The organism is Roseobacter sp. EG26, assembly GCF_049830555.1.
Classification (GTDB): domain Bacteria; phylum Pseudomonadota; class Alphaproteobacteria; order Rhodobacterales; family Rhodobacteraceae; genus Roseobacter.
Genome location: NZ_JBNBLH010000001.1, coordinates 384,316 through 399,626, shown reverse-complemented (window position 1 = coordinate 399,626; position 15,311 = coordinate 384,316). Strand labels below are relative to the sequence as shown.

The following is a 15,311-nucleotide window of genomic DNA, read 5'->3' as shown; positions in this document are numbered from 1 at the left end:
ACCCGTCAAATGTGCCGGATCAGAGCCATTCGCCCTTGATCATCTGGCGATAGACCTGCCGCAGCCAGCCATCGCCCGCAGCCTCCAGCGTCAGCCCCTGACCGGTCAGCAACGCGTAGCTGTCCTCGTACCAATCGGTGGATTGGTAGTTGTAGCCAAGGATGGCCCCAGCCGTTTGCGCCTCATTGGTCAGACCCAGAGACAAATAGGCCTCAACCAGACGGTGCAGTGCCTCGGCAGTATGTGTTGTGGTCTGGAAATCCTCGACAACCACCCGGAACCGATTGATCGCGGCTGTATAGTGGTCGCGGCGCAAGTAATAGCGCCCGATCTCCATCTCCTTGCCTGCCAGATGGTCAAAGGCCAGATCAAACTTCAGCACCGAAGACCGGGCATATTCGCTATCGGGGTAACGCTCGATCACCTCCCGGAGCGACTGAAGGGCCTGGAATGTCAGACCCTGATCGCGGCCCACCTCGTCGATCTGGTCATAGTAGCTGAGTGCCAGAAGGTATTGCGCATAGGCGGCGTCGTCATCATCGGGATAGAAATCGATGAAGCGCTGAGCAGCGGAACGGCTGTTGGGATAATCCTGATCCCGATGATAGGAGAATGCCTGCATGATCAACGCCCGGCGCGCCCAATCCGAATAAGGATACAGGCGTTCGATCTCGGAAAAGAAAAAGGCGGCATCATCGGGCTGACTGCGGGTCAGCTCATATTCACCGCGCTCAAATATCTGCTCCGCCGAGTAGGTCTCCAGCGGAATTTCCTCGGGGTTGAAGAAGTTTCCGCCACGGCGCCCCGCATCCCGGTTACCACAGGCCGCGACCACACCCATAATTAGTACGGCTGCTACAATCCGCTTCCGCGACCCAAGCTTACTCATGCCGTGTCACCTTCATTCTGCACCACTTCCCGCCTTGATCCACGCGGCCCCTCTGAGGTCGTAGCACAGAATTTTCCGATGCAAAACGCCCATTGCGCCCTTTGTGAAGGCAGTTGTCGTTTAGCACGTAAAGGTGATTTTGCCACAACACGCGAGTTGTCGCCGCAACCGTTAGGCAACGGCGGGGATTTCATCCCAGATCAGACCATAGCCCGGCAGGCGCTGCGCCAGTTCTTCGTCACACACCACCATGCGAACAGCACCGGGCGTCGCGAAAAGATTACGCAGCAGGGTGTTGGTCATCGAATGGCCCGCACGAACGCCCGTGTAGTGCCCGATCAATGGCGCACCCGCTAAAGCAAGATCGCCCAGAGCGTCGAGCATCTTGTGGCGCACGGGCTCATCGCTGTGGCGCAAGCCGCCGGGGCTCAAAACCCGGTCACCATCAAAAACGACCGCGTTCTCGCCGGGCTCCCCGCCCAGGGCCAAACCGTTTGCGCGCATCGCATCCACATCCGCCTGACGGCAGAAGGTGCGGCTGTCGCAAAGTTCGCGGGCAAAGCTGCCGTTGTTCATGACCAGAGATTTCTGTTGATGACCGATTGCGGCATCCGCAAAGTCGATCTCAAAATCGATCCGCAGCGTGTCAGCGGGTGCCAGGGTGGCGGACGCCTGACCATCGGTCACGGTCACGGTTTTCAAAACCTCGAAGGCGCGAACCGGTGCTGCCAGTTCCCGCAAACCACGCTGCATGATGCCGCGCACGAAGGGCACGGCTGATCCGTCCAGAATTGGCACTTCCGGGCCGTCAATTTCCACCAAGGCGTTGTGAACGCCACAACCGGCTAAGGCCGCCATGATATGCTCAACGGTAGAAACCTGCAGACCAGCCGCATTTTCAATCTTTGTACAAAGCGGAGACCGCAACACCGCATCCCAGCGCGCCGGGATCAGGCGATCCCCAACCGCGACATCGGTACGGGAAAACCAAATGCCATGCTCAGCAGTGGCGGGGCGAATCGTGACCGTCGCCTTATGGCCTGTATGTAGACCACAGCCGGAAAAGCTGATCGGTGATTTGATCGTTGTCTGCACAATAGCCCCACAATACTCTCGAGCCTGTGGCCCGGTTGGATCAGTAGTTAAGGATTGGGCCGGGAAGCCTCAACTCAATCTTTGCAACGGACTGAAACACATCTGTTACATTTGAGCGCAAAGGCGCTTGCGCGGGGGTAAGTCATTAAAATCAAAATAAAAAGGGCCGCAAAAATGCGGCCCCAATTCGGTATATCGTGATCAAATCAATTCGCTTGTCGCCGCAAAAATGCGGGAATTTCGATACGCTCCTGATCCGGATCTGCTTGCTCCTGCGGCATCGGCGCGGGTTCCGCAGCACGGTGTTGTACAGGAGGTTGCTGGCGTGGCGCAGGCTGGGTGACACCTTCGCCCTGCCCGGTCATCCGGTTGATCAGCGAGTTGATCCCGAAGCGTGGGCGATCTGCGGCCGCGTCGCCCTCAGGTGTGACACGCTGCTCTCTTGGGTCCCGCGGCGCCGCCTTTTGCGCCGCAGCCCGCAGACGCGCCATTGCTTCTGGTGAGGGCGTGCCGGGCGTTGGTGCCTGAGGCGCCACAAAGCTCTCCGCTTCAACGTGTTTCACGTCACGGTTTGGTTCAAAAGCAGCCACCTGAGGCCGGTAGGCAGGCGGTGGCAGATCATCATCAGAAGAATGTTGTTCCGCACCTGCGAAAATATCATCAGCCATTTCGGACGGCGCAGATTGCTGAGCATCCAACGACTCGAACAGCGACGGTTCTTCGGCAGCTTCTGCCATAACGGCTTCTTGTGGTTCGGGAATGACTTCGGCAGCCACAGGGGCCTCTTCGATTGCCACGGTCGACTTCAAAGGCTCGGACAGGGACCGGCGCGGCACTGGCATTTCCGTATTCACATCCGTGGCGTCGATACCGGTCGCCACCACGCTCACACGCATCAAACCGCCCATATCGGTGTCGAGCGTCGATCCAACGATGATGTTGGCCTCCGGATCCACCTCTTCGCGAATGCGGTTGGCCGCCTCATCAAGCTCAAAGAGCGTCAGATCATGGCCGCCGGTGATGTTGATCAGCACGCCTTTGGCACCGCGCAGGCTGATTTCATCCAGCAGCGGGTTGGCGATGGCTTTTTCGGCCGCCTGAATGGCACGATCTTCGCCGTCGGATTCGCCGGTGCCCATCATCGCCTTGCCCATTTCGTCCATCACGGCGCGGACGTCAGCAAAGTCGAGGTTGATCAGGCCCGGACGCACCATAAGATCGGTCACGCCCTTCACACCCTGATAAAGCACATCATCCGCCATGGAGAAGGCTTCGGTGAAAGTGGTTTTTTCATTGGCCAGACGGAACAGGTTCTGGTTGGGAATGATGATCAGCGTATCGACAACCTTTTGCAGCGCCTCAACGCCATCTTCGGCCTGACGCATCCGTTTGGCGCCTTCGAACTGGAAGGGCTTGGTCACGACACCCACGGTCAGCACACCCAGCTCGCGCGCGGCCTGTGCGATGATCGGTGCAGCGCCTGTGCCCGTACCGCCGCCCATTCCCGCAGTGATAAAACACATATGCGCGCCAGCAAGGTGATCAACGATCTGTTCGATGCTTTCTTCGGCCGCTGCTGCACCAACCGTAGCCCGTGCCCCCGCGCCTAGGCCTTCTGTCACTTTGATGCCGAGCTGAACCCGATTATCCGATTTGGCCTGCTGGAGCGCTTGTGCGTCGGTGTTCGCGACGACGAACTCGACCCCGTCAAGCTCTTTCTCGATCATGTTGTTGACCGCATTCCCCCCTGCGCCTCCGACACCAAATACGGTGATACGTGGTCTGAGGTCCGCCTGTCCTGGCATCGAAAGAGTAAGGGTCATGATCAAATCCGCCTGTGCTGGTTCCCCGCATTCACGGGTGTTTTTGGTGCCTATTCCGCCCTGACACTATCCGTTGAGAGCCGTAGGGTCACGCAAAAAACGCAAATTTGCCACAAAATATAGGTTAATTCGGCCACTTACCCCCTGCTTACAGCGGACCTCGGCAAGATGTTGCGCAAATTCCGTGTTCCACCGCTAGAGCGGCCGCAAAAGATTCGGTCGGATGCTGCGCACCCGGCACTTGCCTAAGCAAAAGTTAACACTTTCAGGACGCCTGCTCGGTCGCCGCTTGGCCTCTGTCGGGCCCTAATGAAATTCTATCACATTCACCGTCTAACGTCACGGTGATTCGATCTTGGATTACCAGTTGTCGCGGAACCATCGCACTGCGCGTTTGAGCGAACGATGCGGGTATCTTTCCGCGGGGATGTCAAAATCCCACCACTCGTCCTGCGGATGCGCGGCAAAGAGCGACAACCCGACAACGGAAGCAAACGCCGGGCCGGTCGCGGCCTGTGGCAGACCATGCACGCGCAAAGGTCTTCCCAAGCGCACCTGCTGGCCCAGAATGCGACTTGCCAGCCCATCCATCCCCGGGATCTGGCTGCCGCCCCCTGTCAGGACAATCTGCTGGCTTGGCAAGTGATCGAACCCAGCGGCATCGAGCCGGACGCGCACTTCCTCCAGAATCTCTTCGACCCTTGGACGCATGATGCCGATCACTTCGGCCCGGCTGGCGGTACGGCGATCATGTTCGAAATCGCCCGTATCCCCGCCGATCTCGATCATCTCCCGGTCATCCATGCCCGTCGCATGTACCCCGCCGTGCATGGTTTTGATCCGCTCGGCCATCGCCATCGGCACTTGCAGCCCCATTGAGATATCGCCTGTCACGTGGTCCCCGCCCATGCGGACGGTATCGGCGTAGATCATGTGTTTCTTAATGAAGATCGACACGCCCGTAGACCCGCCGCCCAGATCAATGCAGGCGGCACCCAGCTCCTGCTCATCCTCCACCAAAGCCGCGATCCCGCTGACGTAGGCAGAGGAGGCAATCCCGGCAAGTTCCAGATCACACCGTTTGATGCAATGCGCCAGATGCTGCACGGCAGAGCCATCCACTGTCAGCATATGCATATCCACCGAAAGCGCGTTACCCAATTGTCCGCGCGGGTCCCCCAGCCCGGATCGGTGGTCGATGGCAAAATTGACGGGCTGGGCATGAAGCACCTCGCGACCGACCCCGTAATCCGGCACGTCGCAGGCCGCCAACACCCGCGCCACGTCCTGCTCGTCAACCGCCTCACCCTCCAGCGCGATCTGGGCATCCAGCCCGTAAGAACGCGGCTCGGCCCCAGCAAAACAGGCAATCACGTGATCAACGCGGATACCCGCCATTTTCTGCGCGCCCTGCAAGGCGGTGCGAATGGCGCGTTCCGTCTCCTGCATCGCGCAAATTTCACCAAACCGAACACCCCGCGAACGCGTTGTGGCCGCCCCGATGACGCGGAAACCGGACTGCCCCGCAAGTGAGCCGATCTCGCCCTCATCGCCAAGATCGCCGGTGCTGTCGAGCCGCAGCACAAGACAAGATATCTTTGAACTGCCCACATCCAGAATGGCCACTACGCCGCGTTGCATGGCCGCTTTGCGCATGTTCCGCATCTGGCGTTGGCTATCGTATAAATCCATTGAAACTACTGCCCTGAAATCTGTTTTATTTCCCACCACAGAGCGGTGGCCTGTTCACTCATCTGCACGGTGGGTCTTGCGCCAAGACGCATGTCGACCCGAACAACATCGCGCGCCAGAATGTCCTGGGCCCCATCCAGCGCGATCACCCGCTCCAGCGCCTCGACGGCACCGATTTCCGGCAAAAGGATGCGCTGGTTTCTGTCGAGTACAATGTCCCAGCGACGCTCCCCCATGCGCACAACGCCGCGCAACCGCCCACCAAGAGGTGCTGCCGCGCGGTAAAGATCGAGTGCTTCTTTCACATGCGGCTGCGCACTTTCGCCAGCGATCAGCATCAGGTCAGGTCGTTCCATGCGCTTGTTCAGCGTGCCGACATGGGTCCCCGTGATATCGACAAGGGACAACCCGTTTTTGCTGCGCCATATGGCGATGGGTGTTCGGGGCGTGACGTCCACTTGCAAAACGCCCCCCGGACGGATGCGCACCGAGGCCGAATGCACCGGGTCAAGTGCCGCGACCGTGCGGCGGATGTCTTGGAGGTCAAGATCGAAAGAACTGATCGGGAAATCGAGCGGAACGACCTCGCGAATATCGTCGGCCAAAGCGGTATCCACGCCGTCGATCGCCATCAGCTGGACCATGAACTCCGGGCGTGTTTCAAAGCTGGCGCGCGCTTCGGCAACGGTTTCGTGGATGGCCTGCCGACGCCCCTCATCGGACAGGTACCAGCCTGCGGCGATAAAGGTGAGCATCATCGGGACACCGGCGCGCAACATGAACAGGAAGGTAGGCGTCAGCATCAACCGTTGCATACGCCAGGCCCACCGCGAGGGTGCCGGGTCACAGGCCGTCGGTCTCTGCCGCCTCAGCGATCGCATGAAGCGTCCTCCACCATCCATGCGCAAAGCTGGCCAAAGCTCATTCCACAAGCCTGCGCCTGCTCCGGTGTCAGGGAGGTGGCCGTCATGCCCGGTTGCGTGTTGGTTTCCAGCAGGATCAGCCCCGCGGCCCCTTTGCTTTCGTCCCAGCGGAAATCCGTCCGGCTGACCCCGCGGCATCCCAATGCAACATGGGCGCGCAGTGCGTAATCCATGCAGAGATCAAAAATCTCAGAAGGGATATCCGCCGGGATCACATGCCGCGACCCGCCGGGTTTGTACTTGGCGTCATAATCGTACCAGCCGTCTGTGAGAATATCGGTCACGGTCAGGGCACGGTCACCGATCACGGTAGTAGTCAGTTCGCGCCCGGGTGCGAAGGCTTCAACCATCACCTCCTCCGGCATGTCATCCGAGAGCTGAGGGGGGCCATTGCTGGCTTCATGCACCAGATAGACGCCGACCGAGGATCCTTCGTTATTGGGCTTGACCACATAGGGCGGCGTCATCACGTGGCGCACGCGCACCTCTTCCGCAGGGGCCAGAATGCTGTCGACGATGGGCAGGCCGGCTGCCGCAAAAGCTTCCTTGCTGCGTTGTTTGTCCATGGCCAGCGCGGAGGACAGCACACCGGAATGCGAATAGGGCATGCCCAGCCATTCCAGCAGCCCCTGAACGCAGCCATCCTCGCCCCAGCGACCATGCAGGCAATTCAAAACCGCATCCGGGGATATGTCCTGAAGCACTGCGCAGAGGTCGTGGCCCGCATCGACCTCGATCACTTCAAATCCCTCTCCACGCAACGCGGCAGCACAGGCTTGACCTGTCGACAAGGAGACTTCGCGCTCCGCCGAAGGGCCTCCCATCAATACTGCCACACGCTGGGGTGTCCTGCTCGACTGACCCACTTTGGTGCCTCTGTATCGGGCCGTTTTGGCCCATTTTTCGTTGTACATGTCCGGCTTTTGCGCCGGTTCACCGTCTTTTAGTATTCCATGCACAGTGGTGCGTTCTTGGTTAAGGAACCCTTAATTTTCACCAACGCGCATGATTTCCCATTCTAGCGTGATACCGCTTTGGGCGTAAACCTTTTTTCGCACCTCTTCGCCGAGCCCTTCAAGGTCAGCCGCCGTGGCGTCGCCTGTGTTGATCAGAAAATTGGAGTGCTTCTCGCTCATCTGGGCGCCGCCGAGGCACGCCCCGCGCATACCCGCATCATCTATCACCTTCCAGGCTTTGAGATCGTGTACGTCATCCTCGCGCCCCGTCGAAGAAAACCCGGCCGGATTTCGGAAGGTTGACCCTGCACTGCGATCCTTTGTGGGCTGGGTGGCGTCCCTTTTAGCGACCTGCTCGGCCATGCGAGCGTGCAAGTCTTCCGCGCGACCTTCGGGAGCATTGAAGGTGGCGCCTGTGAGGACCCATCCGTCGGGTAACCGGCTGTGACGATAGGAGAAATCCAGATCTTCTGGGGTGAGGGTCACAACATCACCAGCGCGGGTGACAGCCTGCGCCTCTACCAGAACATCCGCGATGTAGCTGCCGTAGCAGCCTGCGTTCATGCGCATGGCACCGCCAATACTCCCCGGGATCGTGCGCAGAAACGTCAAATCGCGCCCGGCATCCGCCGCCTTTTTCGCAACATGTGCATCGAGTGCCGCAGCCCCGGCGACAACCCGCGTGCCGTCGATGCTGATGGTGTTGAACCCGCGCCCGAGCCTGATGACCACAGCGCGCAACCCACCATCGCGCACGATGAGGTTCGATCCCACGCCCATCGGAAAAACGACAACATCCTCTGGCAAAGCCGCCAGAAATGCGCAGAGGTCCTCGAGATCAGCCGGTTGAAAAAACCAGTCCGCAGGGCCGCCGACACGCAGCCATGTCAGGTCATTGAGAGATCGGTTGGGCGTCAGGCGTCCCCGCACGGGCGGCATCGGCATCATGACGTGATCCTTATCGCACGGTCAGCCGTTTCAGCCATCGACCGAGATAGATCACCGGCCAGCGCAGGACGGACACCCCGGCGGCCAGAACCAACAGTCCGACCCAGGGGCCGTGTTGCATGGTGACATATCCCACAATCGGAATGCCAATCGTAATCAGGATATATGCGTTGCGCCAATGATGGTCCTTGCTGGGCGTCATGGCCAAAACATTGGCGATCAGCGCCCAGACGGCCGCAAGCGTGAGAGACAGGCTCATTTCGGGATCTCCGGGGTTTGCCCGCGTGCTCGCGCCAGAAAATAGCGTAGCGGATTGCGAAACATGGAAACAAAAGCAAAAAGCGCGAGGGCCGCAGCCCACCACGCGACATCAATACCCACCCAGAGGATCAGGAGCGGTGCAAGGCCCAGTAAAACGATGCCCGGCGCATATTGCAGGCGCATGGGCAGCATCGCAACAATTGCTGAGGCAAAGACCCATCCGATACAGGCCCACAGCAGCATCAGGCGGCTCCTTTTTGCAGACGGGTCGGCAATGCGTTGGCCCAGGCACTGATGGTCCCTGCCCCAAGGCAGACCACCATATCGCCGGGGCGCGCCTGCTCTCTGACCAGGCGTTCCAGATCGTCCTCACCCATCACACTGCGCGCATGTCTGTGCCCATGGCGGATCAGGCCGGCAACCAGATCATCCCGGCTGGCACCTTCAATCGGATCCTCGCCAGCGGCATAGACATCCGCAATGCCGACAACATCCGCATCGTTGAAACAGGCGCAGAAGTCATCAAAAAGACCCGACAAGCGGGTGTACCTGTGCGGCTGATGCACGGCGATCACACGCCCTTCGGTTGCTTGCCGGGCGGCTTTCAACACAGCGGCAATCTCAACCGGATGGTGGCCATAATCATCAATAATCGTCACGCCCTCAATCTCGCCGACCCGGGTGAAGCGCCGGTTAACGCCGCCAAAACTTGCTAGGGCGTCTCTGATCTGGTCGCCCTTCATACCCAGATGGCGCGCCACGGCCACCGCTGAAAGCGCGTTGGAGACGTTGTGGTCGCCCGGCATCGGCAAGGTGCAGCCTTCAATCACGATGCCTTCGGCCTGAAGCGCTACGTCAAAATGGGCAATGCCGCCTTTGTAGCTCAAATTGACCGCGCGCACGTCTGCCTGCGCGTTAAACCCATAGGTCACAATGCGTCGGTCGGTGATTTTGCCCACCAGTGACTGCACCTCCGCGTGATCCGTGCAGCAGACCGCCACGCCGTAGAACGGAATGTTGGACACGAAATCCAGAAACCCCTGCCGCAAGGTGTCGAAATCACCCCAATGCTCCATATGTTCGGGGTCGATGTTGGTGACGATGGCGATGGTCGCGGGCAGCCTGTTGAAGGTGCCATCACTCTCGTCGGCCTCCACCACCATCCATTCGCCTTCGCCCTTGCGCGCATTAGAGCCGTAGGCGTGAATGATGCCCCCGTTCACAACCGTGGGATCGAAATCGCCTGCATCCAGCAACGTCGCCACCATCGTGGTGGTGGTCGTTTTGCCATGTGTCCCAGCCACGGCAATGTTGGATTTAAGACGCATCAGTTCCGCCAGCATTTCTGCGCGGCGCACGATGGGCAGACCCTGACTGCGGGCGGCATCCAGTTCGGCGTTACCAGGTTTGATCGCGCTGGAAATCACAACCACTTCGGCATTGGCGATGTTGTCGGCACTCTGGCCTTCGAAAATATGCGCTCCGAGATTTTCGAGGCGCTTGGTGATCGGCGTGGCCTTCAGGTCGGATCCCTGAACGGTATAGCCATGGTTCAACAAGACCTCGGCAATGCCCGACATGCCGATACCCCCGATGCCAACAAAATGGATCGGTCCGACATCACCCGGCAGTTTTGTTGCAGCATTCATATCTCTTGCCCTTTGCCTGCAAGCTTCTCGACCATCTCTACCAGAAGTTCGGTTGCTTCGGGTTTGCCGAACGTCCCGGCTGAGCGGGCCATTTGCATGGCGCCATCGGGATTGTCCAGCACCGATGCGATCTGTTCCGCCAGGGCATCCACGCTGGCCTGGCTTTCCGGCACCATGATCGCCCCGCCTGCTGCTACCAGCCCGCGTGCATTGGCCGTTTGATGATCGCCCGCTGCCGCCGCAAAGGGGATCAGGATCGAGGGTCGGCCGATCACCGACAAATCCGCTACCGACGAGGCACCTGAACGACTGATCACCAGTTGTGCCTCCGTCATCCGGCGCGGCACGTCGTGGAAAAACGGCTGTACATCCGCCTTGATCCCATGCTCGGTGTAGAAAGAGGCGACCCGTTCCTGATCTTCTTCGCGCGCCTGATGACTGACGCGAATGTTGGAGAGGATTTTCATGGGCAGCGCGGCAATGGCCGGGGGCACCACATCACTCAGAATACGCGCGCCCTGCGAGCCGCCGATCACCAGCATTTCCATCGGATAATCGCCGGGGGAGATGTAGCCTGCCTCGACTCGTTCAAGGATCGCACTGCGCACCGGGTTGCCTGTGTGCACCCCCTCGACGCCGTCAGGCAAATCCGTGGGCCAGGTGCCGCAAGCCACCGCATCAACACGTGGCGCAAAGAAGGTATTTACCTTGCCCAGAATACCATTTTGTTCATGTATCATGCGCGGCAGTTTCAATATATTGGCCGCCGCCAAAGCGGGAATGGTCGGGTAGCCGCCAAAGCCAACCACCACATCCGGCTTATTGCGCCAAAGACCGATCAATGCGCCGAGAACCCCAAGACCGATCTGAAAAGGTGCCGCAATCTTGTCGAGCATGCCACCGCGCGCCAGAGTTGCGCTGCGGATCTGTTCAATCTCAACCGAATGCGGGAAGCCGGAAGTATAGCGCGCGCCCCGGGCATCGGTCGACAGTTTGACACGCCATCCACGCGCCAACATCGCCTCGGCCAGTGCCTGTGCGGGAAACATGTGGCCGCCCGTGCCGCCAGCAGCAATCAACAAGAGAGGCTGTGTGCTCAACGGGACCTCCCACGTGACAGCAGATCGCTGATTTCACCCTGGGGCCGCGTTCGGGTGAAGGCCAGCAACATACCCACCGCGATGCCGCTGGCAATGACCGAAGATCCGCCATAGCTGACAAAGGGCAGCGTCATGCCTTTCGCGGGCAACAGACGCACGGCTACGCCCATATTGATCATTGCCTGAACACCCAGAGTGCAGGCCAGGCCGGTTCCCGCAAGCCGGATGAAGGGATCGCGCTCCCGCACCAACCGCAAGAGCGACCGCACCACCACCGTGGCATAAAGCGCGATAATCACCAGAACCAGAACCAGCCCGTATTCTTCTGCCGCGACGGCAATGATGAAATCCGTATGCGCATCCGGCAGCGACCATTTCACCTGCCCTTCACCCACACCGACGCCAAAAAAACCACCCTCCTGAATGGCGTTTGTGGCGTATCCAAGCTGGGTTCTGGGGTCTACATCCGGGTTGAGAAATCCGTCGATACGCCGCGCGAAGTGCTCCGAGTTGGAATAGGCCAGAGTTCCGCCAAAAATGACCAGCAGCGCCATACCGACCAGTAGGGCCATGGGCGCACCGGCCACAAAATACATCACACCCCAGGAGAACAGCACCAGACAGCCCTGCCCGAAATCCGGTTGCATGATCAGCATCGAAACAATCGCGATGCAAAGCAAGAAAGACCATGTCTTGCCCGGAGGGCCATTCAGATCGGAGGCCGCGGCCATCATCCAGGCGGCTACGACGACAAATCCGGGTTTGAGGAACTCAGAGGGCTGGATCGCGGCAAACCCAAGCCCATACCAGCGCACCGCCCCTTTGCCGAAATCAGTACCAAAGAAGGGCAAAAGCGCCAGAGCGACAAAAGAGACCAGAAACCCCAGAACAGCCAGTCTCCGTACCAGCACGGGCGACATCATTGAGATTATCATCATGGCGATCAGCGCCAATGTGCCAAAAGCGGCCTGACGCTGCACGTAGTGAAAGGGTTCAAACCCGTTTTTCGCGGCAAGCGGCGGTGAGGCGGCGAGACCAAGCAACAATCCGACGGCGAAGAGCATCAGAATGCAGGACATCGCCCATTTGTCGATGGTGCGCCACCATTTGGGAAGGATCGGTTCACCATCGCGAACCGGAACTGCGCCATAGACCATTTCTGTCATGGGTGCCTGCCTTGGATATCGTTACACTGCCTCGATGCGCCCCATTTTCGGGGTCTGCTGCGGGCATAGTAGCCTGAATTTATCCACAGCGCTAGCCTGAAGGCTTGCCATTCGCCTTATTTCACGCCACTTGGCGCGAATGCAGGTCGATACAGCGATCATAGGTGCCGGTGCCGCCGGAATGATGTGTGCCGCACATGCAAATGGCCGGATACTACTGGTCGATCACGCCCGTGCACCGGGTGAGAAGATCCGCATCTCGGGCGGCGGGCGCTGTAACTTCACCAATCTTCATGCACACGCAGGCGCGTTCCTGTCAGAAAACCCGCATTTCGCAAAATCAGCGCTGGCGCGGTATAGCCAATGGGATTTCATCGATCTTGTGGATCACCACCGCATCGCCTGGCATGAAAAAACACTGGGTCAGCTTTTTTGTGACACCTCCGCCAGGGAAATCATTGCCATGCTGCGCGGGCTGATGCAGCAAAACGGCGTTGATCTGCGATTACAGACAGCGGCACATAGCATCACCAAAACCGCCGATGGTTTCACCCTGGTGCTGTCACGGGAGGGCAATGAAACGCAGGTCCACGCCAAACGGCTGGTGATCTCCACGGGCGGCAAATCCATTCCCAAGATGGGTGCCACCGGCATGGCCTATGATGTGGCGGCGCAATTCGGGATATCAGTGACCCCCACACGCCCCGCTCTGGTCCCTTTCACCTTTGACAAGGACCGGTTCGCCGCTCTTGCCGGGGTCGCGACGAACGCGCGTGTCACGGCGAATGGCCAGAGTTTTAACGAAGCGCTGCTTTTCACCCATCGCGGATTGTCCGGACCGGCCATTCTGCAAGCCTCCTCCTACTGGCGAGAGGGCGATGATATCACGGTCAATCTACTGCCCGACGGTCGTTTGGTGGCGGACCTAAGAGCACGGCGCGCGCAGGCGGGACGGAAAAACCTGACCACGGAACTGGCGCAATACCTGCCCGCGCGTCTGGTCGAGCATTTCGCCACACACATGGATTTGACCGGTAATCTTGCCGATCAGTCTGACACCCGCTTGCGGCAGATTGCGACGGCACTATCACACTGGTCCCTGACGCCCACCGGCACCGAAGGGTATCGCACCGCAGAGGTCACTTTGGGTGGGATAAACACCGATGAGCTATCGGCAAAAACGATGGAAACGCACAAGGTACCGGGGCTTTTCTTCATTGGCGAGGCCGTCGATGTGACCGGCTGGCTGGGCGGGTATAATTTCCAGTGGGCGTGGTCGTCGGCGATGGCTGCGGCTCAAGCGCTGTAGACGGCTTCTATCGAAACCTCTGGATCAGAGGAATTTTTCAACCTCTGCCACAAACGCCTCCCCGCGTTTTTCGAAATTGTCGTATTGATCGAAGCTCGCCGCCGCCGGGGCCAGCAGTACAACATCGCCGGGCTCCGCATCCGCCATCGCCATCGCCACGGCCTTCTCCATTGTGGTGCAAACTTCTGCCGCCACCGGCAGTTGCATCGCGAAATTCGCCGCCTCGCGCCCGATGACATAGGCCTTTTTGACCGACGACGCCGCGCCAAGACTGGCCAATCCGCCTTCTTTTTCCAACCCGCCGCAAATCCAGCGCACCGCCTCAAAAGCGGCAAGCGCCTTGGCGGCGGCATCGACGTTTGTGGCCTTGCTGTCATTGACAAAGCGCACGCCATTTTTCTCCCCGACGAACTGACTGCGATGGGGCAGGCCTGCAAAGCTGTGAAACGCCTTTTCAATGACCTTGGGCGCCAGACCGAGAGATCGACAGGCCGCATAGGCCGCGCAGGCATTCTGATGATTGTGCGCCCCCGGCAGACCGGGCACGGCGCGCAGATCAATGGACGCGGCCTGTTTGCCCTTTCGGTATTCGGACAAGAACCCCTTCCGGGCGAAGACATGCCATCCCGGACCACTGAGTTTCGCAGCGACAGAAACGCGAATAACACGGTCATCGCCCGGGCTTTCGGATAGCTGCCCGGCCAGATATTGTCCCTCGGGCTCATCAACGCCGATCACCGCCCGATCGGGCCCGCCTTCGGCAAAGAGCCGTCTCTTGGCCGCGAAATACCCTCCCATGCCGCCATGTCGGTCCAGATGATCGGGGCTGAGATTTGTGAAAACCGCAATATCAGGCGTCAGGCTGCGCGCCAACTCGGTCTGATAGCTCGACAGTTCCAGCACCACCACTTCACTATCGTGTGGCGGATCCATATCCAGAACACCACGCCCGATGTTGCCAGCAAGCTGACAAGGCCGGCCTGCTTCCTGAAGGATGTGATGGATCAATGCGGAGGTGGTGGACTTGCCATTGGAACCGGTGACGGCGATCACGCGCGGCGAGACGTCAAAACCGTTCCAGGCAGCCGTGGCGAAGGATTGGAAAAACAAGCCAATGTCATTGTCTACCGGAACACCCGCAGCCAAAGCGGCAGCAACAACCGGGTTGGCCGCAGGATAAAGATGCGGAATGCCGGGGCTGACGATCAGCCGAGAAATATCGTCGAAATCACGCGCATCGCGAAATGCACGGCATTCGAACCCTTCTGCTTCGGCATGTTCCCGTGCGGTTGTAGTATCGTCCCAGCAAAGCGGCACCGCACCACCAGCAACCAAGGCGCGTGCTGCACTCATTCCCGAGCGCCCCAAACCCAGAACGGCCACCTGCTGCCCCTGCATCCCCTGAACCGGAATCACCTGCTATCTCCTTTTGGAAACCTTGTGCGACACTGGCGTTCCATCGCAACAAGAACAAGTAGCATCCGTTGATCCTGAGCCAGT

14 protein-coding genes are annotated in these 15,311 nt (G+C 59.4%); 1 reads left to right on the top strand and 13 read right to left on the bottom strand.

Features of this window, described 5'->3' with window-relative positions:
• Positions 1–19: 19 nt before the first annotated feature.
• From ACOTTU_RS01965 to ftsW, 12 genes are all read right to left on the bottom strand, one after another.
• A complete protein-coding gene (locus ACOTTU_RS01965) occupies positions 20–889 on the bottom strand; it encodes an outer membrane protein assembly factor BamD (RefSeq protein ID WP_425655864.1) in 870 nt (289 codons plus the stop codon).
• Between the two features lie 171 nt (positions 890–1,060).
• Complete coding sequence (gene lpxC / locus ACOTTU_RS01960) at positions 1,061–1,984, bottom strand: UDP-3-O-acyl-N-acetylglucosamine deacetylase (protein ID WP_298913022.1); 924 nt, start codon at positions 1,982–1,984, stop codon at positions 1,061–1,063.
• Positions 1,985–2,190: 206 nt separating this feature from the next.
• Positions 2,191–3,807, bottom strand: a complete 1,617-nt coding sequence (ftsZ, locus tag ACOTTU_RS01955; RefSeq protein ID WP_425655863.1) for a cell division protein FtsZ — start codon at positions 3,805–3,807, stop codon at positions 2,191–2,193.
• 360 nt (positions 3,808–4,167) lie between these two features.
• Complete coding sequence (gene ftsA, locus ACOTTU_RS01950) at positions 4,168–5,472, bottom strand: cell division protein FtsA (RefSeq protein WP_425656447.1); 1,305 nt, start codon at positions 5,470–5,472, stop codon at positions 4,168–4,170.
• 32 nt (positions 5,473–5,504) lie between these two features.
• Positions 5,505–6,380: a cell division protein FtsQ/DivIB gene (locus tag ACOTTU_RS01945; protein ID WP_425655862.1), complete on the bottom strand. Its 876-nt coding sequence runs from the start codon at positions 6,378–6,380 to the stop codon at positions 5,505–5,507.
• Positions 6,368–7,246 (bottom strand): D-alanine--D-alanine ligase, encoded by an 879-nt coding sequence (locus ACOTTU_RS01940; protein WP_425656445.1) that lies wholly within the window; start codon positions 7,244–7,246, stop codon positions 6,368–6,370. The genes ACOTTU_RS01945 and ACOTTU_RS01940 overlap by 13 nt, the downstream gene beginning before the upstream one ends.
• 162 nt (positions 7,247–7,408) lie before the next feature.
• Complete coding sequence (gene murB, locus ACOTTU_RS01935; protein WP_425655861.1) at positions 7,409–8,326, bottom strand: UDP-N-acetylmuramate dehydrogenase; 918 nt, start codon at positions 8,324–8,326, stop codon at positions 7,409–7,411.
• Positions 8,327–8,336: 10 nt separating this feature from the next.
• Complete coding sequence (locus ACOTTU_RS01930) at positions 8,337–8,585, bottom strand: DUF2484 family protein (protein ID WP_298913036.1); 249 nt, start codon at positions 8,583–8,585, stop codon at positions 8,337–8,339.
• Positions 8,582–8,830: a DUF2484 family protein gene (locus ACOTTU_RS01925; RefSeq protein WP_298913039.1), complete on the bottom strand. Its 249-nt coding sequence runs from the start codon at positions 8,828–8,830 to the stop codon at positions 8,582–8,584. Before ACOTTU_RS01925 ends, ACOTTU_RS01930 begins: the two co-directional genes overlap by 4 nt.
• Complete coding sequence (murC, locus tag ACOTTU_RS01920; RefSeq protein ID WP_425655860.1) at positions 8,830–10,236, bottom strand: UDP-N-acetylmuramate--L-alanine ligase; 1,407 nt, start codon at positions 10,234–10,236, stop codon at positions 8,830–8,832. The genes ACOTTU_RS01925 and murC overlap by 1 nt, the downstream gene beginning before the upstream one ends.
• On the bottom strand, positions 10,233–11,336 hold the full coding sequence (gene murG / locus ACOTTU_RS01915; protein WP_425655859.1) for an undecaprenyldiphospho-muramoylpentapeptide beta-N-acetylglucosaminyltransferase: 1,104 nt from the start codon (positions 11,334–11,336) through the stop codon (positions 10,233–10,235). The genes murC and murG overlap by 4 nt, the downstream gene beginning before the upstream one ends.
• Complete coding sequence (gene ftsW / locus ACOTTU_RS01910) at positions 11,333–12,502, bottom strand: putative lipid II flippase FtsW (RefSeq protein WP_425655858.1); 1,170 nt, start codon at positions 12,500–12,502, stop codon at positions 11,333–11,335. The genes murG and ftsW overlap by 4 nt, the downstream gene beginning before the upstream one ends.
• A 139-nt stretch (positions 12,503–12,641) precedes the next feature.
• Between ftsW and ACOTTU_RS01905 the strand changes: the two genes are divergently transcribed.
• Complete coding sequence (locus ACOTTU_RS01905) at positions 12,642–13,811, top strand: NAD(P)/FAD-dependent oxidoreductase (RefSeq protein WP_425655857.1); 1,170 nt, start codon at positions 12,642–12,644, stop codon at positions 13,809–13,811.
• A 24-nt stretch (positions 13,812–13,835) separates the two neighbouring features.
• Here ACOTTU_RS01905 and murD read toward each other — a convergent pair whose 3' ends face one another.
• Entirely contained in the window at positions 13,836–15,227 is a 1,392-nt protein-coding gene (murD, locus tag ACOTTU_RS01900) for a UDP-N-acetylmuramoyl-L-alanine--D-glutamate ligase (protein ID WP_425655856.1), read from the bottom strand.
• Between the last annotated feature and the right edge of the window lie 84 nt (positions 15,228–15,311).